The 22763-nt window shown below is 37.6% G+C and carries 21 protein-coding genes, 1 other RNA gene and 1 pseudogene; 4 read left to right on the plus strand and 19 right to left on the minus strand.

Features of this window, described 5'->3' with window-relative positions; genetic code table 11:
• Positions 1-42 precede the first annotated feature (42 nt).
• The 5 genes from KBP50_RS11660 to KBP50_RS11680 all read right to left on the minus strand — a co-directional run bounded on the left by KBP50_RS11660 (position 43) and on the right by KBP50_RS11680 (position 4135).
• Positions 43-672 (minus strand): response regulator, encoded by a 630-nt coding sequence (locus KBP50_RS11660; protein ID WP_050352397.1) that lies wholly within the window; start codon positions 670-672, stop codon positions 43-45.
• Positions 669-1706, minus strand: a complete 1038-nt coding sequence (locus tag KBP50_RS11665; RefSeq protein WP_050352396.1) for a sensor histidine kinase — start codon at positions 1704-1706, stop codon at positions 669-671. The genes KBP50_RS11660 and KBP50_RS11665 overlap by 4 nt, the downstream gene beginning before the upstream one ends.
• Complete coding sequence (liaF, locus tag KBP50_RS11670) at positions 1703-2437, minus strand: cell wall-active antibiotics response protein LiaF (RefSeq protein ID WP_050352395.1); 735 nt, start codon at positions 2435-2437, stop codon at positions 1703-1705. The genes KBP50_RS11665 and liaF overlap by 4 nt, the downstream gene beginning before the upstream one ends.
• A 687-nt stretch (positions 2438-3124) precedes the next feature.
• The gene (locus KBP50_RS11675) at positions 3125-3757 is read right to left on the minus strand and encodes a PspA/IM30 family protein (protein ID WP_050352394.1); all 633 of its coding nucleotides are present in this window, start codon (positions 3755-3757) and stop codon (positions 3125-3127) included.
• Positions 3758-3781: 24 nt separating this feature from the next.
• Complete coding sequence (locus KBP50_RS11680) at positions 3782-4135, minus strand: lmo0954 family membrane protein (RefSeq protein ID WP_050352393.1); 354 nt, start codon at positions 4133-4135, stop codon at positions 3782-3784.
• Between the two features lie 375 nt (positions 4136-4510).
• Here KBP50_RS11680 and KBP50_RS11685 point away from each other — a divergent pair, with 375 nt between their 5' ends.
• Positions 4511-4963 (plus strand): hypothetical protein, encoded by a 453-nt coding sequence (locus KBP50_RS11685; protein ID WP_050352392.1) that lies wholly within the window; start codon positions 4511-4513, stop codon positions 4961-4963.
• Between the two features lie 172 nt (positions 4964-5135).
• On the opposite strand, the pseudogene KBP50_RS11690 reads toward KBP50_RS11685, so the two are convergent.
• The 3 genes and pseudogenes from KBP50_RS11690 to KBP50_RS11700 form a co-directional block, all read right to left on the minus strand.
• Positions 5136-5743 (minus strand): annotated as a pseudogene (locus KBP50_RS11690) (DedA family protein).
• A 27-nt stretch (positions 5744-5770) separates the two neighbouring features.
• Positions 5771-6736, minus strand: coding sequence for an MsnO8 family LLM class oxidoreductase (locus KBP50_RS11695; protein ID WP_050352391.1), 966 nt, complete (start codon positions 6734-6736; stop codon positions 5771-5773).
• Between the two features lie 55 nt (positions 6737-6791).
• Entirely contained in the window at positions 6792-7370 is a 579-nt protein-coding gene (locus KBP50_RS11700) for a DUF1836 domain-containing protein (RefSeq protein WP_050352390.1), read from the minus strand.
• Positions 7371-7523: 153 nt separating this feature from the next.
• Here KBP50_RS11700 and trhA point away from each other — a divergent pair, with 153 nt between their 5' ends.
• On the plus strand, positions 7524-8171 hold the full coding sequence (trhA, locus tag KBP50_RS11705; protein ID WP_050352389.1) for a PAQR family membrane homeostasis protein TrhA: 648 nt from the start codon (positions 7524-7526) through the stop codon (positions 8169-8171).
• A 61-nt stretch (positions 8172-8232) separates the two neighbouring features.
• Here the strand turns inward: trhA and KBP50_RS11710 are convergent, their stop codons facing one another.
• The 8 genes from KBP50_RS11710 to secG form a co-directional block, all read right to left on the minus strand.
• Positions 8233-8670, minus strand: coding sequence for a CBS domain-containing protein (locus KBP50_RS11710; protein WP_050352388.1), 438 nt, complete (start codon positions 8668-8670; stop codon positions 8233-8235).
• Positions 8671-8977: 307 nt separating this feature from the next.
• Entirely contained in the window at positions 8978-9232 is a 255-nt protein-coding gene (locus KBP50_RS11715) for a YppG family protein (protein WP_050352387.1), read from the minus strand.
• A 156-nt stretch (positions 9233-9388) separates the two neighbouring features.
• Positions 9389-10744 (minus strand): Ger(x)C family spore germination protein, encoded by a 1356-nt coding sequence (locus tag KBP50_RS11720; protein ID WP_128743462.1) that lies wholly within the window; start codon positions 10742-10744, stop codon positions 9389-9391.
• Positions 10745-11355: 611 nt separating this feature from the next.
• Positions 11356-11719: a transfer-messenger RNA gene (gene ssrA, locus KBP50_RS11725) on the minus strand.
• Positions 11720-11830: 111 nt separating this feature from the next.
• Positions 11831-12295, minus strand: a complete 465-nt coding sequence (smpB, locus tag KBP50_RS11730; protein ID WP_050352385.1) for an SsrA-binding protein SmpB — start codon at positions 12293-12295, stop codon at positions 11831-11833.
• Between the two features lie 271 nt (positions 12296-12566).
• Entirely contained in the window at positions 12567-14735 is a 2169-nt protein-coding gene (gene rnr / locus KBP50_RS11735; protein WP_050352384.1) for a ribonuclease R, read from the minus strand.
• A gap of 51 nt (positions 14736-14786) precedes the next feature.
• Entirely contained in the window at positions 14787-15533 is a 747-nt protein-coding gene (locus KBP50_RS11740) for an alpha/beta hydrolase (RefSeq protein ID WP_050352383.1), read from the minus strand.
• A 452-nt stretch (positions 15534-15985) separates the two neighbouring features.
• Positions 15986-16219 (minus strand): preprotein translocase subunit SecG, encoded by a 234-nt coding sequence (gene secG / locus KBP50_RS11745; RefSeq protein WP_050352382.1) that lies wholly within the window; start codon positions 16217-16219, stop codon positions 15986-15988.
• A gap of 186 nt (positions 16220-16405) precedes the next feature.
• Between secG and KBP50_RS11750 the strand changes: the two genes are divergently transcribed.
• Positions 16406-17320 carry an alpha/beta fold hydrolase gene (locus KBP50_RS11750; protein WP_232231233.1) on the plus strand — a complete coding sequence of 305 codons (915 nt, stop codon included), beginning with the start codon at positions 16406-16408 and terminating at the stop codon, positions 17318-17320.
• Between the two features lie 444 nt (positions 17321-17764).
• Positions 17765-19477: a phosphoenolpyruvate--protein phosphotransferase gene (gene ptsP / locus KBP50_RS11755; protein WP_050353512.1), complete on the plus strand. Its 1713-nt coding sequence runs from the start codon at positions 17765-17767 to the stop codon at positions 19475-19477.
• Between the two features lie 189 nt (positions 19478-19666).
• Here the strand turns inward: ptsP and KBP50_RS11760 are convergent, their stop codons facing one another.
• The 3 genes from KBP50_RS11760 to KBP50_RS11770 all read right to left on the minus strand — a co-directional run bounded on the left by KBP50_RS11760 (position 19667) and on the right by KBP50_RS11770 (position 22738).
• On the minus strand, positions 19667-20647 hold the full coding sequence (locus tag KBP50_RS11760; protein ID WP_050352380.1) for a nucleoside hydrolase: 981 nt from the start codon (positions 20645-20647) through the stop codon (positions 19667-19669).
• A gap of 577 nt (positions 20648-21224) precedes the next feature.
• Positions 21225-22001 (minus strand): TatD family hydrolase, encoded by a 777-nt coding sequence (locus KBP50_RS11765; RefSeq protein ID WP_050352379.1) that lies wholly within the window; start codon positions 21999-22001, stop codon positions 21225-21227.
• 2 nt (positions 22002-22003) lie between these two features.
• Positions 22004-22738, minus strand: coding sequence for an ABC transporter ATP-binding protein (locus KBP50_RS11770; RefSeq protein ID WP_050352378.1), 735 nt, complete (start codon positions 22736-22738; stop codon positions 22004-22006).
• Between the last annotated feature and the right edge of the window lie 25 nt (positions 22739-22763).

The raw sequence follows: 22763 nt of genomic DNA on the forward strand, positions 1-22763 counted from the left end.
CTAAAAAACGAGCTACATGGTCATGCACTCGTTTTTGGTAGCCTATTTAACTAGATGGTTCTTGAAAGCATAAATAACAGCCTGTGTTCGGTCTTGTACTTCCAACTTTGACAACAGATTGCTCACATGAACTTTAACCGTCTTTAAAGAAATAAATAATTGATCAGCAATTTCTTGGTTTGTTTTCCCTTGGGCTAATAACAATAAAATTTCCCGCTCCCTGTCTGTCAAATCTTCATGTAAGGCCCGTTCCGGTGAGCGCATACGATTCATTATTTTCCCTGTTACTTCTGGTTCTAAAACAGTTTGTCCTTCAAAAGTAGCCCGTATCGCTTTTGCAATTTCCTCTGCTTTGGATGTTTTCAACATATAACTTGTCGCACCTGCCTCCAAAGCTGGGTACACCTTTTCATCGTCTAAAAAGCTAGTCACAATAATAATTTTGGCTTCCGGCCATTGTTCCATAATCAACCGAGTTGCTTCAATGCCATCCATTTCTTTCATAACGAGATCCATTAAAATGATATCCGGCTTTAATTCCAAAGCGAGCTCTACAGCTTTTCCTCCATCATCTGCTTCTGCAACTACTTCAATGTCGGATTGTGCTGATAAATAAGAGGTTACTCCAATCCGGACCATTTCATGATCATCTGCGAATAAAACCCTGATCACTCTTCCTCTCCTCCTTTCTCAAAATGAGGAACCTTCACTTCCAAGCGTGTACCTTGATTTGGAAAGCTAATCACTTTATAGCTTCCTCCTACTTCATAAGCTCGTTCTCTCATATTCTGTAAACCGTAAGATCCCGTCTTCAGCTTACCCATATCAAATCCAACTCCATCATCGGTTACACGTAAAATAATATTCCCATCTCTTTCTACTAACATCACATGTAAAGAATTAGCTTTTGCATGGCGAAGTGTATTTGATAAAGCTTCCTGGAGTATCCGGAATAATTGGTCTTCAACACCTTTATCAACAATAAAAGCTTCAATATTCCAATCGACTTGGATTGGTACTTTTTGCGTAAGCTCCATAAGTAATTCTTGCGTTCCTTCTTGTAAGGACTTTCCTTTTAAAGCTACTGGTCGTAAGTGCAAAAGGAGTGCTCGCATCTCCAACTGTGATTGCTGTATCATGTTCTCTACCATACGAAGTTGTTTTTGTATGGTTTCATCCTTAGGTGGATTCGTTTCTGTGATTGTCGACATCATCATAGAGGCTGCAAATAATTGCTGACTTACGGAATCATGTAATTCTCGTGCTAGTCTGTTTCGTTCCTGAACAACAATTTCCTGTAAGCTTTGTTCTCTTTCTACAGCTCTTTCTGTCGCTAAGCGCTGCGCATGCTCTGTTTGCATTCTAATCTTATGCTGTACTTGTTCAAGGTAATGTTGCATTTGACCTAGATCTTTTGGAATTTCCAAGTCAAAATTCAACTTTTGCCCTTTTATAATTTCTTCCATTTTCTTTTCCAGATAGTGAATACGTTGTCGCCAGTACAAGCCTGTCACAGTCCCTGTAACAATCCCAACGGAAACTGGAATTACAAAAAGGATAAATAAAAAGGAAATGTCTTCGATCTTCTTGTCAAAAATAGTGCTCCAATCATCTACAAAAGCAAAAAGCGTGACTCCTGTTACTAATATGGTCAGGACGATACTATAGAAAATAGACGTAGAAATATGACGAAATAGCAGATTCATGTACGTTTCACCTCGATATCCCCAGATATTATGGAGGTAATTATTTTTACTCGAGGAAACGATGTATCATAATCTTTCGTTTGGTATAATAACGCTTGATTCATAATTCTTTCATGATAATTTCCAAATATGAGTGCACGTCCGATAACGGAACTATGGTGGATGCTAACCTCTACATCATATGGTACGTAAATTTCAATATTACCGACTAGGTGCCGAATGGATATTACAGCCGTATCATTCGGTAACACCGTATTACTTAGATCAATGACCCTGTCACCAAAGGCACCATGAATATTCACATCTCTCCATTGATAAGCTGTATCATCCGTCCTTTGGTCATCAAAAAAACGGTGATCGAAGAACGGGTGCTTATGAATCAAGTTTTCTTTGACTTCTTGTTTTGGATGTGAATTCAGATGTGGTTCCACCCACTTTGCTACTTTTTTTGATTTCGAATAATTAATAAGAAATATCGCAATGGCAGCAACGACAAAAAATCGGATGGCCAGCATATTTAATATAGAAAAGATAATGCCTATAATTCCAGACCAAAAAAACAACTTTCCCCATAGTTTTTCAAAATTTTGACGTCCTATATAAATAAGCAAAGCAAAAAAAAGTGCCGGAATAATCATGCCACCTTGAAAAAAGGTAATCTCTAAAATAAAGAGGATTACTCCAACAATTAATATCCAATTTAGTGTATCTGTCGATAGTCGTTTAAACATGAAGTAACCCTCCTTTATTTATTATATTCCTTCATTAGAAAAACTTGGCTTGTCGCCAAGTCTTATGGCGGAAGCCTTTGTTTTTCTTATACTATAAACCAAAAAAATCTTATACTTTCCTATAGTGGAACAAAGGCGCGGGGCGCCCGTTTAGCAACGTAGCGAATGGAACGAATCAACTAAAGATTTAGGAATCATGGCACTAAAAACAGGGGTATGCCGACGCCTGAGCGGCAAGCCCGTTTTTAGTCGGCCTTCCTCTTTGCCGCGAACCGATGAGGCCTTATCGTAGGGCGATTTCGTGAAGTCGCCTAGTTGCTGGGCGCTGAAGCCGGACGTGGCTATTCAGTTATTCCCTTATCCCAAAGCAACAAATTTTATACTTTCCTGCGTAGAAACCCAAAAAAACACCATTTAATAGCCGAATCCAATATTTTATCCCCGTTTTGGAACCAATGTTACTTTTCTAAGTTTTTTCCGCTACTTTAGTTAGAATCTGACCTGTTGCTTCAAACGTCTTTACACTCTATGGTGATAGGATTAAAAACAGACGCAATCTCTTGCGCCTGTATAGTATACCATGTTTTTCTTTGCCGAAGAAGATATGTTCATTTACCGAGAACAGTTTTCCCCATCGTTCGTTATACTCCGAAGTAAGTTTCTATGGAAACGTAAATTCCTTCTTTCCTACGCCTCTTCTTTTTCTGCCATTTCTTTTTCAAGCTTTGCCATTTTATGATCAAATGTACTGCGATAATAAGCACTATTCACCTTATATTCAAGGCCTTCAATATATCGTTCCATTTCCGCAAACTTAGAGAATGGCTTATCTGACGTTTCATCAATTACGCGATTGATTTGATGATTTGCACGTGCGATATTTTCACGGCCCATTAATTCCATTCTACGCAGATGCATATCTTTTAATTTATGCTTCATATTTTCATACTTTTGCTCTAGTATTTCAAGCTCAGCTGCAGCCTCGTCTCGAGATGCTTTCATGCGCTCGGCTCGTGCTTGATATTCTTGATGCTCACGAATAGCAAATTCATACATTTCCAATTCGCCAGCTTTTTCCGCAATATTCGCTTGCTTTAAACGTTTATCTGCTAAGTCTTGGGCTAATTGATATTCTTTTAAAAATTCATCCTTCAATTTATATTGACGCTCTAATAGTTTTCGAACTTTCTCTTTTTCTTGCTCGCTCTGTCTAAGGTAATGATTCAAAGCTGCAATCGGATTTTTTTGCTCCTTTTGATCCATTAGGTAGTGTAGATCGCTAACGACAGATTCCTTCATTCTCGTAAAAATATTAGTCATGGTTTGTCTCTCCTTTTTCAGTAATTACTTATTTAATTCAGCCCATTGACGTTCAAAATTCGTAAACGGATCGTCTTCCTCTATGTGATGAACAACTGGGCCATCTGTTTCTTTCTTCCAACTTTTATAAATCATGTATAGTGCCACTGCTGCGACAACTCCAATTAGCGCAAACATATTTGAAATAGTGATACTTAACACGATGAGCCCTACGATAACCCAGCCGATTTTTCCTGCTGTTGAATCAGTTTTCATAAACTGTTTAAAGATAACATAAAGTAGCCATATGCCAAGTCCCAAAAATACCATTGGACCTAAATTAGCCAGTAGAACAATAAACGCTGTTAATCCTGCTAGAAATAAAAGAAATTTTTTCACCGGATTTCCTCCTTCCTTTAGCTTACTTCTATCATACAGACCATATCGCTGTTCCGTAATGAACGGAAGGCATATTTTTATCTAGTACTTGAGGCGTATTCTGTTCTGTATGCTTGAACTTAGACAAGTTCTCCTAATCGATGGTATTCCTACTGCTGAAAAGAAAATAAACAGTGAAAGATAAGGTATTAAAGGATTAAATTAGGTTTCTTTTTTGTCGAGATAGTGAAATCAGAAAATGAAAAAGAGGAAAAATGGTTATTTAATGATTAGCAACTAATAGCGATTAGGCAAGTATCAGGTTTCTATATGGGATCCCCATACAGAGTTGTTGATGTTAAACATAATTATGATATTCAATAGAGGAGAGAGTTTATGAGTTGTAAAGAATGTTATAGTGATAATCCCTATGCCACTCCTATGTTAAGACCTAGAGAGTGTTTAGAGAAACATACTCAATATATTTGTGGCACTTGTGGAAGATGCATTTGTATCGAAAGAGATGAAAAAAGAGGGCTTAGGAGATGGAACTTCCCTTTCAAATCTCTCAAAATTGAAAAATTGTATGTTAGAACAGCAGAGTATACAGCTCAAAGGAAATGTTTCATTTACGAAATAATTAGTAAAAGCGGAAGAAAATCATATAAAATATTTTCCGCCCCATCAGAGTTAGAAGAATATCTTAAAAAAAATAAAAATAAAATGTGTTCAGGGAATAAACCAATTTGGAGTAGTGATGAATATATTGATTATCCTAATACTCAATTCAAAAAATTAAAGGAAAATGAACTGGAAGTGTATCTAAAACATGTTTTAGATAATAAATGAGTTTTTAGGGTTGTTAGGGCTTTCCCTGATTTTTAAGACTATGCAAAAAAGAATTCTTGAAAAGGTCTTATGTTTTAACAACAAGCGTATAGCGAGGCGTTAGTCAGAGGTGAGAGCGGTTTGCTCTCACTTCTTTTTTATTGTACAGGAAACGATAAAAGAAGCAGCAAAATTATTGCTGCCTTCTACGTTTCATAAATATATAAATAATTATAACGATCCCTATACCTATAGCGATATAAACAAATGTCGAATATAATTCCATAAATGATAAAATATCGGTCCATGATTCCCCAAGCTGCATGCCAATTAAAATAAGTATTGTGTTCCAAATGAGAGTACCTGTAATAGTCAGTATTACAAACTTGACAAAATTCATATTCGACATCCCAGCTGGAATCGAGATCAAACTTCTTACTAAAGGTATCATTCTACAAATAAATACTGTCCAATAACCATATTTATCAAACCAAGCATCGGCTCTTTTAACATCTGTTTTTTTATCCGCAATATATGTCCGTACCGATCAATTATTTTTTCTAATTGTTCTACATCAAGTAGCAAACCAATCCCAAACAAAATAATCGCACCCAGTACGGAACCTACTGTTGCTGCAATGATAACACCAAGCACTGTCAAATCAGTAGTTGTCGTCAAAAACCCTCCAAAGGGAAGAACAATTTCTGATGGGATGGGTGGAAAAATATTCTCTAAAGCCATCATTAGAAACACGCCAATATAACCGAACTCTTCCATGATGGATGTTACCCAATTTTCCATGTATGTACTCCTCTCCTCACCTACCAGCTATAAACAAGCTTGCGCAATTAATTGATAAGAGGTCTTTCGACTCTCATAGTCAGGTGTATTAGTTAAAATCATGATTTCATCTGCTTGATATATTGCTTGTAACGATTGCAACTGCTTATGTACTTGCTCTGGATTGCCTAATACATATTGGGCGTTTAGTTTTTCAGTGAACATATCATCATTCGCCCTATCACGGTCTCGAACCGCTTTACCTTTAGCTTGGGTCAAATGTTTTTCTTCGTGCTTTTTCTTTTCCATATAAGACCTTTCTGCAAGCTTTCTTGCCGCTTCAAATGTCGCCGCACAAATAACAGAAACAGAAACAATCACTTTTCCATTATATCGTTTTCGGTAACGATCGACAATTGCTGGTCCATCCTTATCTGTCATAAAATGCCCAAACACATAGGACATTCCCTTTTCAGCAGCTAGCTTTGCACTTTTTTCACTAGTACCTAACAGCCACAGGTCAGGAGGGAAATCAGGGATTGGCGTAGCAGTAACATTTGCATAAAGGTGATCTTTAGCAAATGTTTGCTGAAAAAAAGCTACCAATTCATCGATATCAGCAGAAATGTTTTTTACATTTTGTAGAAAATTACCCGATAAAGCTATCGTTGCTTCTGCTGATCCACCTGGTGCTCTGCCAATTCCCACATCCACTCTTTTAGGGTATAGCGTTGCTAATAAATTATATCTTTCGGTTACATTAAACGGCCGATAGTGAGGCAATAAAACAGCTCCAGCTCCAATCTTCATTTTTTCTGTTCGACTCCCGATTAAACCAAGAAGAATGTCGGGAGCAGGGCATGCAAATAACTCCATATCATGATGTTCAGCAACCCAGTACCGTGTAAAACCGAGTTGATCAGCCATTTCGGCTAATTCCAATGTGGCCGAAATGGCCTCTTTGGGCGTAGCTCCACTTAGTATAGGCACTTGATCTAAAATACTGAGTTTCAACTGTCTTCCCCCTACTTTCAATTAGTTTATTACCATTAATTGAAAAATCCAATCGTTATTTGTCATTCTTCGTAGCAATTCGATCCACCATCTTTTCCGCAGCTCGTCGATAATAATTGCTCATGTTAACAAAAGATGCCACTAATAGAAGTTCTTGCAAGTAATCAGCATCGTTACTAGCTAATGTTTCACTTTGGTGTTCGACATCATCAATCAATTGTTTCATTTCTGATTCTAGCTGTTTCATACTTTCATCAGCAAGTTGGACATAGCTTTCATATAGTTTCGCTAATTCAAAGTTATCTTCCACTACCATTTTGTTTAGCTTGTATAACGTTGTTTTCACATCATTAATGGAGAGCGCACCCTTTAATTGATAAATCATTGCGATTAACATTAAATGATCTTTTGAATATTTCTTATTTTCGATCGGATAAAATAGCTTTCCTTTTGCATAATTGTTAATCATTGTTTTGGTCAAAACCTTCTCTTGCTCATCTCGCTTTAATCCTTCGAACGTACTTTCGAATAGTTGAATAACTTGATCCATATATAAATCCAAATTTGGAATATCATCTAATGACAACTGACTATTCAACTGCATTTGCTTCATAAAATCTTTCAAATTTTCCATTCCATACCCTCTTTTATACATATCCATTACTTGCTTACCTTCATCATTATACGAAAGAAAAAAAGGGAAGTAAACCTTGACTACATCACAAAATACATATATTATGATTATATAGTTTTCAAAACTACTTAATACAGTAAAGGTGTTGATTTAATGGGTGTATACATTCGTGAACCGATTAATGGACTTACACATTTATTCGGTGCGGTATTGTCGTTTATTGGGCTTTTAGCATTGATTTTCAAAGCAACTGAAACAGGCGGATCACCGCTTGTAATTACTGCAGTAGTTATTTTTGGATTAAGTATGACATTGTTATATTCCGCCTCCGCAACCTACCATATGGTTATTGCTAAAGACCGTGTAATTGGTTTTTTACGACGGATTGACCATTCCATGATTTACATATTAATTGCCGGAACGTATACGCCGTTTTGCCTGATTAGTTTAAAAGGTACTTTAGGCTGGACATTATTTACTACTGTTACAACTTTGGCTGTTTTAGGTGTCGTATTTAAATTAGTATGGTTTCATTGTCCACGATGGTTATCTACTTTATTATATATTGGGATGGGTTGGATCGTTGTATTCTTTAGTTCAGCTCTTGCCCCAATCATTACTACTGGAGGGATGATTTTTCTAGTCTTAGGAGGCATCATCTATACCATTGGTGGCATCATTTATGCTTTAAAACCTAAAGCATTGAATTTTAAACATATGGGATTTCATGAAATTTTTCATTTGTTTATTTTGGCGGGAAGTTTGTGCCACTTTATTTCTGTTTATGCATATGTGTTATAATGTTTATATGCAAAAAAGTACTCTGAGAACATGTTTTCACATGGTCAGAGTACTTTTTTTGTTATTGCTGTGGACTGGAAGGGTTAGAAATACTAGATAAAGCTTGTCCTGCCTCATTTTGCAATTGCTGATCAACAGCCAAGTCTCCCAATGCAACCATTCCAATTAGTTTGCCATTTTCAACAATAGGCAAACGTCTAATTTGTTGCTGTGCCATTAACTCAGCTGCTTCATGGATATCCATCTCAGGCGTCCCATGTACAATTTGTTGTGCTGTCATTACTTGAGAAACGGGAGTTTGGGCAGCTTCACCTTGCGCAGTAGATCGGAGCGTAATATCGCGATCGGTCACCATACCTACCATATTTCCTTGATCATTTACAACGGGGATAGCACCTATATTATACTCACTCATAACAGCCGCTGCCTCTTGAATGGTTTGCGATTCATTTACTGTATAAACGTTTTTGGTCATATAATTACGTATTTGTTGATTCATAATCTAGCCTCCTTTGTATTAGCTTGTCTTAATCTGTGCAAATTTATGATAAATAGGATTAGAAACATTTGGTTTTAACTTAACAGAGGTGCCCAAAAAGCAAATAAATTACTCGGGAAACGTTTTTCGTTATGCCTGTACCTTTACACGTACAGGCATAGCATAATATTAATTAAAGCTTGTTCCCATTCTTTTTGAACACCTTTCAACCATTTAAACAAACTAAATAATATTCCCTATTAAGCATAATTTGAAAAACTCTATCTATTTGTACGGATCGCAAAGATGCATTTTTTAATTTTTAAACTTATTTCTTCCTTACAAACGATGTTAGCAGAGGACTAACTTGCCCATACAGCTTATGGACTTGTGAAGCTACCTCTGTTATCTTATTCAAATCTATTTCCCCTTCTGCATTTCGGAAAGAAGATAATACACTTTCCATTCGGGAAGATGTTTGTTGAGCATTCCTTGTCTGCATCGGTCGCCCTATCCACATAGGTTTCCTTCGTTCATGCTGGTTCATAGGTTGCTTGATTGGTCGGTTTGGAAACATAATCATCACCTCTCACTCCATATTCTATTCTAGTTTATGAGAGGTTTATCATTGGTGCATAGACAGTTTGCTTATTTTTTTTATTTTGTGAATTGGTTCTAACAAACCTTTCTAAGCTTTGTATATTTCTTACGCGTTTCACCAATCAGGTGGTTTAAACAATTATTTAAAGTTGTCTGAAGCCCCTGTTTTCTTAATTGTCGTATCAACCTTTACATCTATCTCAGCTTTTGAAAAATAATTCTTGCCTACATCCCAGTCATCCTTTACTTGTTGCCAAATATCATAATGGCGATGAAATAACTCATCACCCAAGCCAATAAAATCAACTTGTAAATCGTTTTGTGCTACTTTTATCGTTCCTTCTGTTAACTCATCTATTTTATTTTCCGTTGCATGCTCCAACTTTTTTATAAAGGATTCTGAAGTTAATTTAGAGTATCCGTGCATTTCGGCAACAGTCGCTTTTAAATTTAACTTAATTTCAACCTTTAAATTATCTTTATTTTTATTTAATAAGTGATAGGAATTCCCACCACTTGTTAACTCAATAACAGCTGCTTCCCCATCAACATTTACATTAATGGGGGCATTTTGATCATCCTCTGTTAACAAAGTTAATCCCATAGTCTCCTTGTCTGATAAAGAGCCAACCATCAGATTCTTCTGTGCACGAATAACTGCGGCATTTTTATATTTTAATGCTTTATCATCCATAATTTCTATTTCCGGGAGGGTGTAGCTTCTATTATCAAGCATTAACTCTCGCAATTGCCCTACTGGTACAGGCGCTAGAGATTTGGCATTTTTATAATTACTTTCCATGAGAGATTCAATATAGAGGGCTGGCACCTTTTGATCCTTAGGTGAAACATCCAGAATATCTTTTGCTTGCAACCCTTCTTTAGCGATCGCTACCTTTATTCCCCTACGCATTTCATGATCACGTATAAAAACATCCATCACTTTTGATAAAAGTTCCGGCTCTTTAGCTACTTCTTCTGAGACGATAACGACTTTCATATGGGAAAAAAATGGCGTTTCACTAGATAACGTCGCCATTTCCCGAAAAATTTCAAACACGCTTCCCCCGGTTACCGTAATATTTTTATACGCTTCTTGTTGTGCACCTCCCCCTTGGAGTGGAGTGCCCAAACCTGCCGGAATAACAAACTGGTTGGTAAATAGTATTTCGTATTTATTGTTATCTTTTTTCTCCCCCAAATCAATTGCCGAACCAACTACAAATCCACGATCTTCAATTTCTATCCGATCCCAGCATGCTGATAGAAATAGTAAAGAAATACTACATATGATAACTGCGATAAGCTGTTTAACCAACCTCTTCCGTCCTTTCAATATGGTTTCCATTTTTATTCTTTTTCCCTGAACGCCCGTTTTTATACGTGCGAATGTATATAAGACAGCAAACCCATCTTGTTCTTGTTGCTTTTTTTGATTATTAAAGTAAAAACAAGGGAACCATTGTCTTGGATCAGTTTTTTTAATTATTGGCACTATTTCTTTAAGCAATAGTGAAACTATTTCAAAAAGATGTTTTGCCAACTTCTGTTATTGGTGGATTTGGGGTTTTTATTAATAGGAATTTTTTGGGGCTTAGCACCGCTCCCAATCCAGAAGAAAGGCTAACAGCGGCATCACTATCACTAGGTTGACTAGTTGTCCTAGTAGTTGCTTCTGTACCTTTGGGGATAAAAAGAAAGTCTGCAGATAGCGGAAAAAAGAAAACCATTCAGCCTGTATTTTTAGATGTCATAGAGGTTTTTGTTGGTATAAAAGAGTAGCAAATGGTACTTCGCGAATGACTCAACAGAAGAGGACATTCAATTTTTAAAAGCTTGCTACTAAATTTTAAACAATACACTGGGTAAGGTTATGTATGACGAGCATGCTTGAACTAGGTCCACCATCATTTTCAGCAGCTCCATAACGATATAGCAGCAATGTAAAACATTTATGTTCATCTTTACTCTTCAAATGTAAAAGAAGCCGTACTCCAAATGGAAGACGACTTCAAACCTGCAAAAATATATCAATTTAAATAAAAGTGTTACCAGAAATGTTACCAGTGTTTTTAAAACCTTGTCACACCAATACTTATATGTATTTGGTGGAGACGGTGGGAATCGAACCCACGTCCAGAGATATTGCCACTCAGGCTTCTACACGCATAGTCGGTATATTATTATTCGCTTACTCTGCAGCCTACCGACAGGCTTTCGAGCAGCTAGTCTGATTGGTTTCAACTACCATCCTCAGACGGCGAATGATAGTATAGCCCGCTTCATTTGAGACCCTTCAAATCTGCCACACGGGCGATAGCAGGAAGGATCGCTCAGCAGTGCTTAGGCAGCTGCTAAAGCAGTGTTATTGTTTGTTTTGCCAGTTATATTTAGGCATAACGTTTTACGAGACGTAACCTCGACGTGCAACCTGAGCTCAATCTATCCCTGTCGAATCCGTAACGTCCCCATAAAAAGGATGCGCTCCGGAAGATTGAGCAATATTCTTTTTTTGTCCATTTATTATTGTAACACGTATAGAGAAAAAGTCAAGTTTTATAACGTCTACTACTAATTACAGTTAACGCATATGATCTTTAATTGCTCTGTCTACATCTCGTTTCATTTGCTTACGCTTCAAATCTTCTCGCTTATCGTATTTCTTTTTACCCTTACCTAAACCTATAAGCACCTTCGCATAACCATTTTTAATATAGATTTTCAACGGTATGAGTGCATAGCCTTGCTGTTGCGTTAAGCCGATTAACTTATCAATTTCTTTTCGATGCAAAAGCAGCTTTCTTGTACGAGTTGGATCGTGATTAAAACGGTTCCCCTGTGCATATTCTGCTATGTGCAAATTTATTAATTTGACTTCGCCACGATCAATTCGCGCATGCGCATCCTTAATATTTACCCTTCCGGCACGAATCGATTTGATTTCTGTACCTTGTAAAACGATTCCTGCTTCATACGTGTCTTCGATAAAATAGTCATGGGATGCTTTTTTGTTTGTTGCAATTACCTTTCCTTGTCCTTTTGGCATCGGTACTTCCTCCTACTTCTTACATGCACCTTATTCTACCAAATAACGAGCTATATTCCAATACATACATATGCACTTTCTTACATTTGTAAATTTGGTTCTGTTTATTACAATTGGTCTAATAACATGATTTTTTAGCTTTTCTTCATGTTTCCGTTTGACAGAAGAGTCATTTCTACAATATCGAGCAAACAAGCCAAGACTTTTACTTATTCCCATCCGATTTCACTCCCCCAAAAACCGCTGCCCGTAAACGGGACAGCGGCATGTGCTAGTTTTTCATTCTTTTTGCTTTAATCACTTTTTTAGGTTTTGTTTCTTCATCATACACGATCGAAAAATCGATGGTGCGTTCATCAATGTTAACACTTACTACCTTAACCTGTACTTCTTCTCCAATACGATACATTTTAGCCGTTCGCTCACCAATCATCGCTTGACTACGCTGATCATAATGATAATAGTCATCCGTTAGATAACTAACATGAACTAGCCCTTCAATCGTATTTTCCAGTTCCACGAACAAACCGAAATTCGTAATTGAGCTAATAACACCAGTATATTCTTCACCAATTTTATCCTGCATAAATTCTGCTTTTTTGAGGTCATCGGTTTCTCGTTCTGCATCCACCGCACGCCGTTCGGCAGCGGAAGTTTGTTTGGCTATTTCCGGCAGCTCCGCTTTCCATTTTTGCAACGTATGCTGATCCATTTTTTTATCAATTAAATAGGTACGAATTAAGCGGTGTACCGTTAAATCAGGATATCTGCGTATTGGCGACGTGAAATGCGTATAAAACGGTGTCGCTAAGCCGAAGTGACCAATGCTTTGCGGATCATATTTCGCCTGCTGCATCGAACGAAGCATTAGCTTCGAAACGATCATTTCTTCTGGCTTTCCTTTTACATCTTCCAATACCTTTTGTAGTGCCTGCGGATGCACTTCATTCGTCGTCCCTTTCACCACGTAGCCAAGCCCTGCTAAAAATTCAAAGAATGTTTGTAATTTATCTGGATCTGGGTCCTGGTGGATACGATGAATAAACGGCACGTCCATCCAATGGAAGTGTTCGGCTACCGTTTCATTCGCAGCCAGCATAAATTCTTCAATTAGCCGTTCGGCAACTGAGCGTTCACGTAATATAACATCTTCTGGTTTGCCATTTTCATCAACGACCACTTTTGCTTCTTTAAAATCAAAATCAATGGCGCCGCGATTCATTCGCTTTCGGCGTAAAATGGCTGCCAATTTCTCCATCTCTTCAAACATAGGAACCAATTCTTTATAACGATCTCGCAATGCTTCATCATTCTCCACTAAGATTTGGTTCACATCATGATACGTCATTCGCTCATTTGTTCGAATAACGCTTTGAAAAATTTCGTGGCTCACGACATTGCCAGAAGCGTCTATTTCCATTTCACAGCCTAATGTCAACCTGTCAACCTTGGGGTTAAGTGAACAAATTCCATTTGATAAACGGTGCGGAATCATCGGGATCACACGGTCAACTAAGTAAACACTCGTCCCTCTTTCAAAGGCTTCCTCATCCATCGGACTTCCTTTATCGATATAATAGCTTACATCAGCAATATATACGCCTAAAAGGTAGTTTCCATTATCCAATCGCTTCACAGATACAGCATCATCTAAGTCTTTTGCATCCGCACCATCAATGGTAACGATTGTTTCCTCACGCAGATCTCTACGTCCTTGAATCTCTTCTTCAAAAATTGATTCAGGCGTGTTGGCTGCTTGTTCTAGCACCTCTTCTGGAAAGTCTACCTTAATGCCATGTTTATAGATGATGGACATAATATCAATACCAGGGTCATTTTTATGTCCTAATATATGAATGATTTCGCCTTCTGCACTTTTTCTTCCTTCTGGATATTTCGTAATATGTGCAATTACCTTATGTCCGCTAACAGCACCGTTTGTACAATCCTTAGGAATAAAAATGTCATTTGGAATCCGTTTATCATCTGCGATCACAAAACCAAATGAGCGACTATTCTCAAATGTGCCAACTACTTGTAGTGTGGCTCTTTCTAAAATTCGAATCACAGTTCCTTCCGAGCGGTTACCCGAATCACTTCTTTTTTCAATTCTTACAAGCACCTTGTCCCCATTCATGGCAGAACCTAGATCGGAATAATGAATATAAACATCATCAAGTGTTTCGTCATCCGGAATTAAAAAGGCAAATCCTTTCGCATGCATTTGAATTCTGCCACGAACAAGATTCATTTTTTCTGGTAAGCCGAATCTGTTTTTTCGCGTCCGAACAAGCTCTCCAGATTCTTCCAAAGCATTTAGTGCTTTTACCAGTTCTTTAAATTCCGTCGCATCTTTAATTTCCAACGCTTCCTCTATTTCATGAACCGTTAGTGGTTTTGTACCATTTTCCTTAAAATATTGTTGTATTTTTTCTTTCATTATTGCTTCACCTTCTTTCTCTTTATTGTTTTCATTTTGCATCCGTTATAATCATTGTTCCCAATTTAATGTTTCAAGAAACTGATAAATATCTTCAAATACTTGTTCTTTTTCCTTACCCATTGTAATGACATGACCTGATTCTTCATACCAATGAATCGTTTTATGATCTGTTTCTATATTTTCATAAATATAATTTGCACTGTCTGTATTAATCATTTCATCTTTTCTAGCTTGTACGACCATGGTTGGCGTATAAATCGTATCTACTTCATTTTTCACTTCATTAATCAATTCACCCAATTGCTTAAACAATGGCTCCGAATTTGTTAATAATGTATTTAATTCCTGTTCAATGACGTCTGCTTCTTTGCGTTCTAACTGCTTATATTCTTTGGCAAACGCACGGAAGCCTTTTGTCAGCTGCGCTTCATTATCAAAAAACATTGGCGAACACATTGGAATAACTGCCTTCGTTTGCTCCGTATACGCAAGCTTTAAACCTAATACCCCGCCTAAAGAAAGTCCAGAAACAGCGATTTCTTTATAGCCTAAACGCTTTAGATGGCGGTATGCTTCCACTACATCTTCCCACCATTGATCAGGGGTGGATTGAATTAACTCTTCAGGTGGTAAACCATGTCCTCTGTAAATGGGAGCGTGGCTAGTATAGCCCCGTTTTTCCAGATATCTTCCTAACATACGGACATCCGCGGAATGCCCTGTAAACCCATGTAATAATAATACCGCACGCGGTCCTGCTTCAAACGTAAATGGTTGAGGTTGTTTTATTTTCATGATTTGCAACTCCTTTTACTACTCTGTTTCATTTACCTTATTACGCATAGACGTAAACTACCTTTTTATAAGGAAGTCAAACTTTCTAGTTAGCAATCCATCTACTTTTTAACAATAATTCCCCATATAAAGTAAATCTCCAATCAGTGGCGGTTTTCATTCATCATTCATCCCCCACTGATTGTGTAAAGTACCGTAATGGTATGACCTAAAGACCAAATTTAGGTGCTGTTATCTCCCACTTAGACTTGTTTGCAGTACAGATAGTCTTACAGCACCATAATATACAGGATAAAAAAAATCATACTGCATTATCCATTTTAATCGAAGCGAGTAGTTTTTAACAAACCTTCTGTCTTATTTCGTTATTCACAAGCACCTCATTTTATAGTTTCCTATACAATAATAAAAACCCTTACCAGCTAACTGCAAAGCGGTAAGGGTCGAAATATCTATTGTAAAACATATGCACTTAAAAATGCTAATACAAAAAATATGACCGCTGTCACAATTGTTCCCCGATGTAAAACAAGGTCAATTCCTCTTGCCTTTTGCTTGCCAAACAACTGCTCAGCACCTCCTGAAATAGCACCTGACAAGCCTTCGCTTTTTCCAGATTGTAATAGAACCAATATAATCATAATAATTCCATCAATTACTAACAATACATTGACAATTCCTAGCATAACTTCATTATACCTCCCGTAACAGATAAGCGACCAACTCATCCTCTTAACGCGTATGCAATCAATAACATACGTAGACTTACGTATAACTTTAGCATAGTTACAGGAAGGATAGCAAGCCTTTTTGAGTGGACGAAGTAGAAATTTACAATTATGATAGAAACTAAGAAATGGAGGCCGATTATAGTGAAACAGCAAACTTTTTGGTACCATACGGATGACAACATGGATATCTTTATTAAAAAATGGGAACCTTCTTCTCCTGCCAAAGCTGTGATGCAAATTTCTCATGGCATGATGGAACATATTGAAAGATATCATGATTTTGCCACTTATTTAACATCACGAGGATTTATCGTTTATGGTAACGACCATCGTGGTCATGGTAAAACCGGTGAAAAACAAGGCAAGCTCGGATACTTAGCTGACAATGATGGCTTTTTTAAAGCAGTACGTGACCTTCGCCAAATTTCTGAGCTTATACAATCCACGCATCCATCATTACCATTGTTTTTGTTCGGACATAGCATGGGATCTTTTTTTGTTCGCTCTTATATACAGACATACAGTGATACCATTTCTGGTGCTATTCTTTCAGGAACTGGTCACTTCCCAGCCGTTCAATTAGCAGCTGGGCAACTTGCAGCTTCTCTGCTCCCGCCTAAGGAAAAATCCGTGTTAATGAATAAACTCGTGTTTGGATCGTTTAATAAAAAAGTAGACCATTCTCCTACTGGTTTTGAATGGTTAAGCCGATCGAAAACTGCTGTTGCGGCTTATATTAAAGATCCGTACACTGGCTTTATTCCAACAGGGCGATTTTTTTATGATTTATTTACAGGATTACAAAGTATTCATAATAAAAACAAGAATCAGCAAATACGCCATGACTTACCGCTATTATTCATTAGTGGCGATCATGATCCAGTGGGGAATTATGCGAAAGGCGTTTGGAAAACAGCTACATGTTATAAAAATGACGGGTTAACCAATATTACTGCTATGCTGTTTGCAAGCGGCAGGCATGAACTCCTTCATGAATTGAATAAGCAGGAGGTATATGAAGCAATTACTCATTGGACACATGGTGCGTTGAATTAGGTTGCTTCTTCTACATAGGATATTTACTAACAATTACCAATGCTCCCTTCCTCATGCTAATTACGTTTTGGTTGGTTTTATATCTGCACTACTTCGTAGAACATCGACCGCTCTTCTGTATGCACATGGACTTTCGGTATAGTATAATGGATAAAGTGGATCTTCAATCCCCACTGCTTGTTAGTACCGTAATGGTATGACCTAAAGGCCGAATTTAGGTGCTGTTACCTCCCACTTAGATTTGTTGCAGTACAGATTATCCTACTCCTGAAGTGGGAGTATTACAAGGATAAAAATACATGAGTTGGAAATGTTAAACATATTCCCCTTCCATTTCATGCGTTTTTCGACAAAGTTTTTAAAATTCCTTTTAATTGCTTGTACCTTCCTACACAAGCAGTTAAAATAGATATGATTGATATGAAGAAAGGTTGGAAAATGATTATGGCTAACATTCAAGGAATTGCAGCATCATCAGGTATTGCTATTGCTAAGGCATATCTGTTAGAAACTCCAGACTTATCATTTGAAAAAGTTACTACAGCTACCCCTCAGGTAGAAATAGAACGACTTGATCAAGCACTTGATATTTCCAAGCAAGAATTAGAAAAAATTAAAGCTCATACTAAAGAAAACATTGGCGATGAACACGCTGAAATTTTTTCTGCTCATTTATTAGTTCTTAGCGACCCTGAACTAATTAATCCAATGAAGGATAAAATTAATAGTGAAAATGTGAACGCAGAAGCTGCACTAGATGAAGTGGCAACTATGTTTATCGACATGTTTAAAAATATGGACAACGCCTATATGCGTGAAAGAGCTGCTGACATTTATGATGTGACAAAACGTGTAAAAGCTCATTTATTAGGTGTTACTTTCCCAGACCCTGCATTAATTGATGAAGAAGTAATCGTGATTGCGAACGATTTAACACCTTCTGACACTGCGCAATTAAACCGTGATTATGTGAAAGGTTTTGCCACAGATATCGGCGGTCGTACTTCTCACTCTGCTATTATGGCAAGATCGCTTGAAATTCCAGCAGTAGTTGGTACGAAAGAAGTTACCAGCACCATCCAAAATGATGACTTGGTTATCGTGGACGGTAATGAAGGGATTGTTCTTATTAATCCAACAGAAGAGGTAATAGAGAAGTATCGTAAAAAACAAGAAGAATTTGCTAAGCAAAAGCAAGAATGGGCAAAGCTTAAAAACGAACCAACATTATCAGCTGATGGGGAACAAGTAGAACTGGCAGCAAATATCGGTACACCAGATGACGTCATTGGCGTCTTAGATAATGGTGGTGAAGGTGTCGGCTTATATCGGACGGAATTTTTATACATGGGTAAGAGCCAGTTACCTACAGAAGAGGAACAATTCACAGCATACAAATCCGTGCTTGAGCAAATGGACGGCAAACCGGTTGTCGTACGTACCTTGGATATAGGCGGTGACAAAGAATTAAACTATTTGGATCTTCCAAACGAGCTTAATCCATTTCTTGGCTTCCGAGCCATTCGTTTCTGCTTAGAAAATGAGCAAGTATTCCGTCCACAATTACGTGCTTTGCTTCGTGCTAGTGTATATGGAAATCTAAAAATCATGTTCCCAATGATTGCAACGTTAGAAGAATTCCGCCAAGCCAAAGCTATTCTTATGGATGAAAAAGAAGCATTATTGCAAGAAGGAAAAGAAGTATCGGATCATATTGAAATAGGAATCATGGTAGAAATTCCTTCTACTGCCGTAATAGCAAAACAATTTGCTAAAGAAGTTGATTTCTTCAGTATAGGCACCAATGATCTCATTCAATATACGATGGCAGCTGACCGGATGAATGAACAAGTATCTTACTTATACCAGCCATACCATCCTGCAATTCTAAACCTGATAAATAATGTCATTGAAGCTGCACATAGTGAAGATAAATGGGTAGGCATGTGTGGAGAAATGGCGGGAGATGCTATTGCGATTCCAATTTTGCTTGGTTTAGGTTTGGATGAATTCAGCATGAGTGCTACGTCTATTTTACCTGCACGTACACAAATACGTGAACTTGATAAAGGTAAATTAGCTTCCTATAAAGATCAACTCCTTTCTATGAGCACTGCAGAAGAAGTTGTACAATTTATTAAGGAAAAAACAGAATAAATAAAGCTAAAACCGCAGAACTACATTGATATGCTCCCCTTAAGGAAAACAGATTTTTTTAAAATCTGTCTACCTTAAAGGGGCAGCTCACTGTTTTGCGGTTTTATATTTTTGATACTTTAATCCTTTGTTTCAACAGTCTCATAACAGGATATCACTTGTTCTTCCCTTGATAATTCATGTGGCTAATCATTCAAATATTTCCTTCGTCATCACAGTCATAAAATCACGGTAAAAATTAGGGTAATCTAATTTACATGCAATTTCATGAATCTTTCCCCCTACGATGTTTTCCCCCTCTAATTGGGTTAAGTCGGCGTCCGGGCGAATATCGGCAATACTTTGCCCTCTAGCTATACCGCTAGCGTCTTGTACAATATATACAGGATGCCTCTGGTATGAAAATAAATTTGATTTTTTCACTGCCATTAAAGTAACTACATCATGAAGTGGTGCTCCCTGAATTGCCGGATCTCGTTTCTTATAAAACTGATAATAATAATCCAGCAGTTCTTTAACAAGAGGTAGCTGACCCACTTGATCGAGATAATTTATCATTTGTGGGGTCACAATTGCCTGATTTGTCGCATTTAACGGGATGATCTTTACATTTTTGGCGTTGGCTAAGACAACTTGAGCTGCAACAGGGTCTCCGTAAATATTCGCCTCTGATACAGCTGTAATATTTCCGGGCACCCAAAAGGCTCCACCCATAATATAATAGCCTTTAATTGATCGCATTAACGATTTGTACAAAAGAAATAAAGTTGCCAATGATGTCAACCGGCCAATATTAACTATAATAAGTTCATCTTTATACGCCTTAATCAGGTCTACAACTTCAAAAAAATTGTCACTAATTCCATTATCCATGCATTTAGGTGGAATAATCGGTCCAAGACCATACTCCCCATGAATTTCCGGAACATATGTAGGAACTTCACCCGTCATTGGTATATGCGCTCCGGCAATCAATTTAACTTTTTCCACTTTTTTCTGCGGAAAAAGACTTTTCACATATTCCGTACTCGAAAGGGCATTCTCCCTAGATACATTTCCGTAATCTGCCACAACACCGACGATTTCAATAACATCGTCACAATAAGCATACATAAGTGCAATCGTATCATCAATCCCTATATCTCCAAATAACAATACTTTTTTCCCCATCCCTCTCCCCCTATGCAGAAAAACGATAAGGACCTTTGCTATAGCGCAATATAGTTCACCCAACAATAATGTTTTTCCTATGATGGTATTATTTCCCTTTTATGAATTGTATTCCTATCATATATTCGAATATTCTTGTTTAGGGCAATTGGATATTGGGAAAATGTATTCCTTGATACTATTGTTTCCATTTAAAAATAAAGAAAGAGACGCTGAGATAATCTATAGTCCATCTTTTTTGCGTTGTAAAAGATGTCTGCTAACAGCCATTTTCTTATGATAAGAAAACAGCGTAAACCATCTTCCGCCTAGCCCCTAATAGGTTGGTTGAAACGGGGCTTTCTTAAGTAATCGCCATGGTTATTACTGGTAAACTAAAAACGTTTTTCCCGTATATAAGGTGCTGTAAGACTCCCACTTCAGAAGTTGGATAATCTGTACGGTAACAAGTCTAAGTGAGAGAACAGCACCTGAATGCCCAGCTCGTGTAGAGGCCTTTAAGTCATACTCTTGGGCTACTAACAATCAGTAGGAGAGAATGAAAACCCTCACTGATTGAAGATTCACTCTATCCTATTTAGAGGGAGAAAAATTGAGATGTTGTTGTGTATATTTGTTTGTAAATGTCTTTTAGCGACTGCTCCTTTAAGTGGGCGATTTTATGCGCTGTTTGATGAATCATTTTCGGGTGTGTCATTTTACCTGCAAACGGACCTTCGAAAGGCCATGGTCCATCCGTTTCCATCATCAAATGCGTTAATGGATACATATAAACAAGATCTTGTATCTCTTGTTCATAATAGATATCTGGTGTAATCGATATCAGATAACCATTTGCTACCATCCGTTCGATTGTTCGCTTACCACCTTTGAACCAATGGAAATGTGCCTTCTGAATAGAATGCTTTTCTAATAAATCACATACGATATCCGCATCCTCGTAGACTGCGTGTAAGCTAATTGGTAATCCAAATCGTTTGGCTAGCTTTATAAATACTTCCAACAACTCGATGTACGGATTTAAATCTAAATTCGGCTTATTTTGTCGCTTATAGTATGGTAAGCCAACTTCGCCAATGGCGACAGCTTCCTTATGATGCATTTCGATAAACTGGATAAGCTCTGCAAGTTCTGTTTCTATTGGAAGGTCTTGCTCAGGATGAAAGCCAAAGGCAGGCTTAACCACTTTGGATTGCTTTGCTAAAGCATAATTGACTTGGCAGGAAGCGAAATGATACGATACAGCAATCATGGCATCTAATTTCGTTGATTCCACTTGTTGAAGGATTTGTTGAAGCTCTCGTTCTTTATACATATCTAAATGAATATGCGCATCGATGATTTGCTCATTCATACTTATTCCCTCAATTCATAATAAAGCTGTGTTTTATAATCTAAAAATGTATTACTTAAAACCAGCTCCTCTTCTCGCGGTCTTGCAAATGGAATGACAAGCTCCTTTTTTATCGCCGCCGGCTTTTGGGATAAAACGATAATTCGGTCAGACAAAAATAATGCTTCTTCAATATTATGGGTGACAAATAATACCGACCTTCGATGCTGGTCCCAGATGGATAGCAACCACTTTTGCATTTCCGCTCTCGTAAATTCATCCAAAGCAGAAAAAGGTTCGTCCAAACATATGAGCGATTGTGGGCTTTTCATACTGCGAAGAAAGGAAACACGCTGCTTCATGCCTCCTGACAATTCATGAGGGTAAGCATGCTCGTATCCTTGTAAACCCGCCTTCATAATCATTGCTCGTGCTTCTTCTTCATCTGCCTTTCCATTAGCAATTTCTTCTCCAAGTAAAACATTTTGCAAAACCGTCCGCCACGGAAAAAGGGAAGGAGCTTGTGGCATATAGCTAATATTCCCACGCAAGCCCGTGATATCTCGATCATTTAAGCGAATAGACCCTGCATCTGGCTTCGTAATCCCACCGATCAGATTAAATAACGTACTTTTCCCACTTCCAGATGGTCCTAAAATGGAAACAAATTCTCCATCTTGAATGGAAAAAGAAAGCTGGTTTAACACTTGATTACTACCAAATGATTTTGTTAGTTTTTGTACCTGTAATTTCCCCATTGGCTTCTCCTTCTTCCATTAACAT

Source organism: Virgibacillus pantothenticus, from assembly GCF_018075365.1.
GTDB classification, from domain to species: Bacteria; Bacillota; Bacilli; order Bacillales; family Amphibacillaceae; genus Virgibacillus; species Virgibacillus pantothenticus.

What these genes read in the sequence shown, in the direction of transcription:
- smpB (WP_050352385.1), bottom strand. Translation starts at nt 12,295, where the DNA reads ATGCCAAAAGGACAAGGAAAGGTAATTGCAACAAACAAAAAAGCATCC.
- KBP50_RS11740 (WP_050352383.1), bottom strand. Translation starts at nt 15,533, where the DNA reads ATGAAAATAAAACAACCTCAACCATTTACGTTTGAAGCAGGACCGCGT.
- trhA (WP_050352389.1), top strand. Translation starts at nt 7,524, where the DNA reads ATGGGTGTATACATTCGTGAACCGATTAATGGACTTACACATTTATTC.
- liaF (WP_050352395.1), bottom strand. Translation starts at nt 2,437, where the DNA reads ATGTTTAAACGACTATCGACAGATACACTAAATTGGATATTAATTGTT.
- KBP50_RS11710 (WP_050352388.1), bottom strand. Translation starts at nt 8,670, where the DNA reads ATGAATCAACAAATACGTAATTATATGACCAAAAACGTTTATACAGTA.
- KBP50_RS11700 (WP_050352390.1), bottom strand. Translation starts at nt 7,370, where the DNA reads ATGGAAAATTTGAAAGATTTTATGAAGCAAATGCAGTTGAATAGTCAG.
- KBP50_RS11715 (WP_050352387.1), bottom strand. Translation starts at nt 9,232, where the DNA reads ATGATTATGTTTCCAAACCGACCAATCAAGCAACCTATGAACCAGCAT.
- KBP50_RS11665 (WP_050352396.1), bottom strand. Translation starts at nt 1,706, where the DNA reads ATGAATCTGCTATTTCGTCATATTTCTACGTCTATTTTCTATAGTATC.
- KBP50_RS11760 (WP_050352380.1), bottom strand. Translation starts at nt 20,647, where the DNA reads ATGGGGAAAAAAGTATTGTTATTTGGAGATATAGGGATTGATGATACG.
- rnr (WP_050352384.1), bottom strand. Translation starts at nt 14,735, where the DNA reads ATGAAAGAAAAAATACAACAATATTTTAAGGAAAATGGTACAAAACCA.
- ptsP (WP_050353512.1), top strand. Translation starts at nt 17,765, where the DNA reads ATGGCTAACATTCAAGGAATTGCAGCATCATCAGGTATTGCTATTGCT.
- KBP50_RS11685 (WP_050352392.1), top strand. Translation starts at nt 4,511, where the DNA reads ATGAGTTGTAAAGAATGTTATAGTGATAATCCCTATGCCACTCCTATG.
- KBP50_RS11765 (WP_050352379.1), bottom strand. Translation starts at nt 22,001, where the DNA reads ATGAATGAGCAAATCATCGATGCGCATATTCATTTAGATATGTATAAA.
- KBP50_RS11675 (WP_050352394.1), bottom strand. Translation starts at nt 3,757, where the DNA reads ATGACTAATATTTTTACGAGAATGAAGGAATCTGTCGTTAGCGATCTA.
- KBP50_RS11770 (WP_050352378.1), bottom strand. Translation starts at nt 22,738, where the DNA reads ATGGGGAAATTACAGGTACAAAAACTAACAAAATCATTTGGTAGTAAT.
- secG (WP_050352382.1), bottom strand. Translation starts at nt 16,219, where the DNA reads ATGCTAGGAATTGTCAATGTATTGTTAGTAATTGATGGAATTATTATG.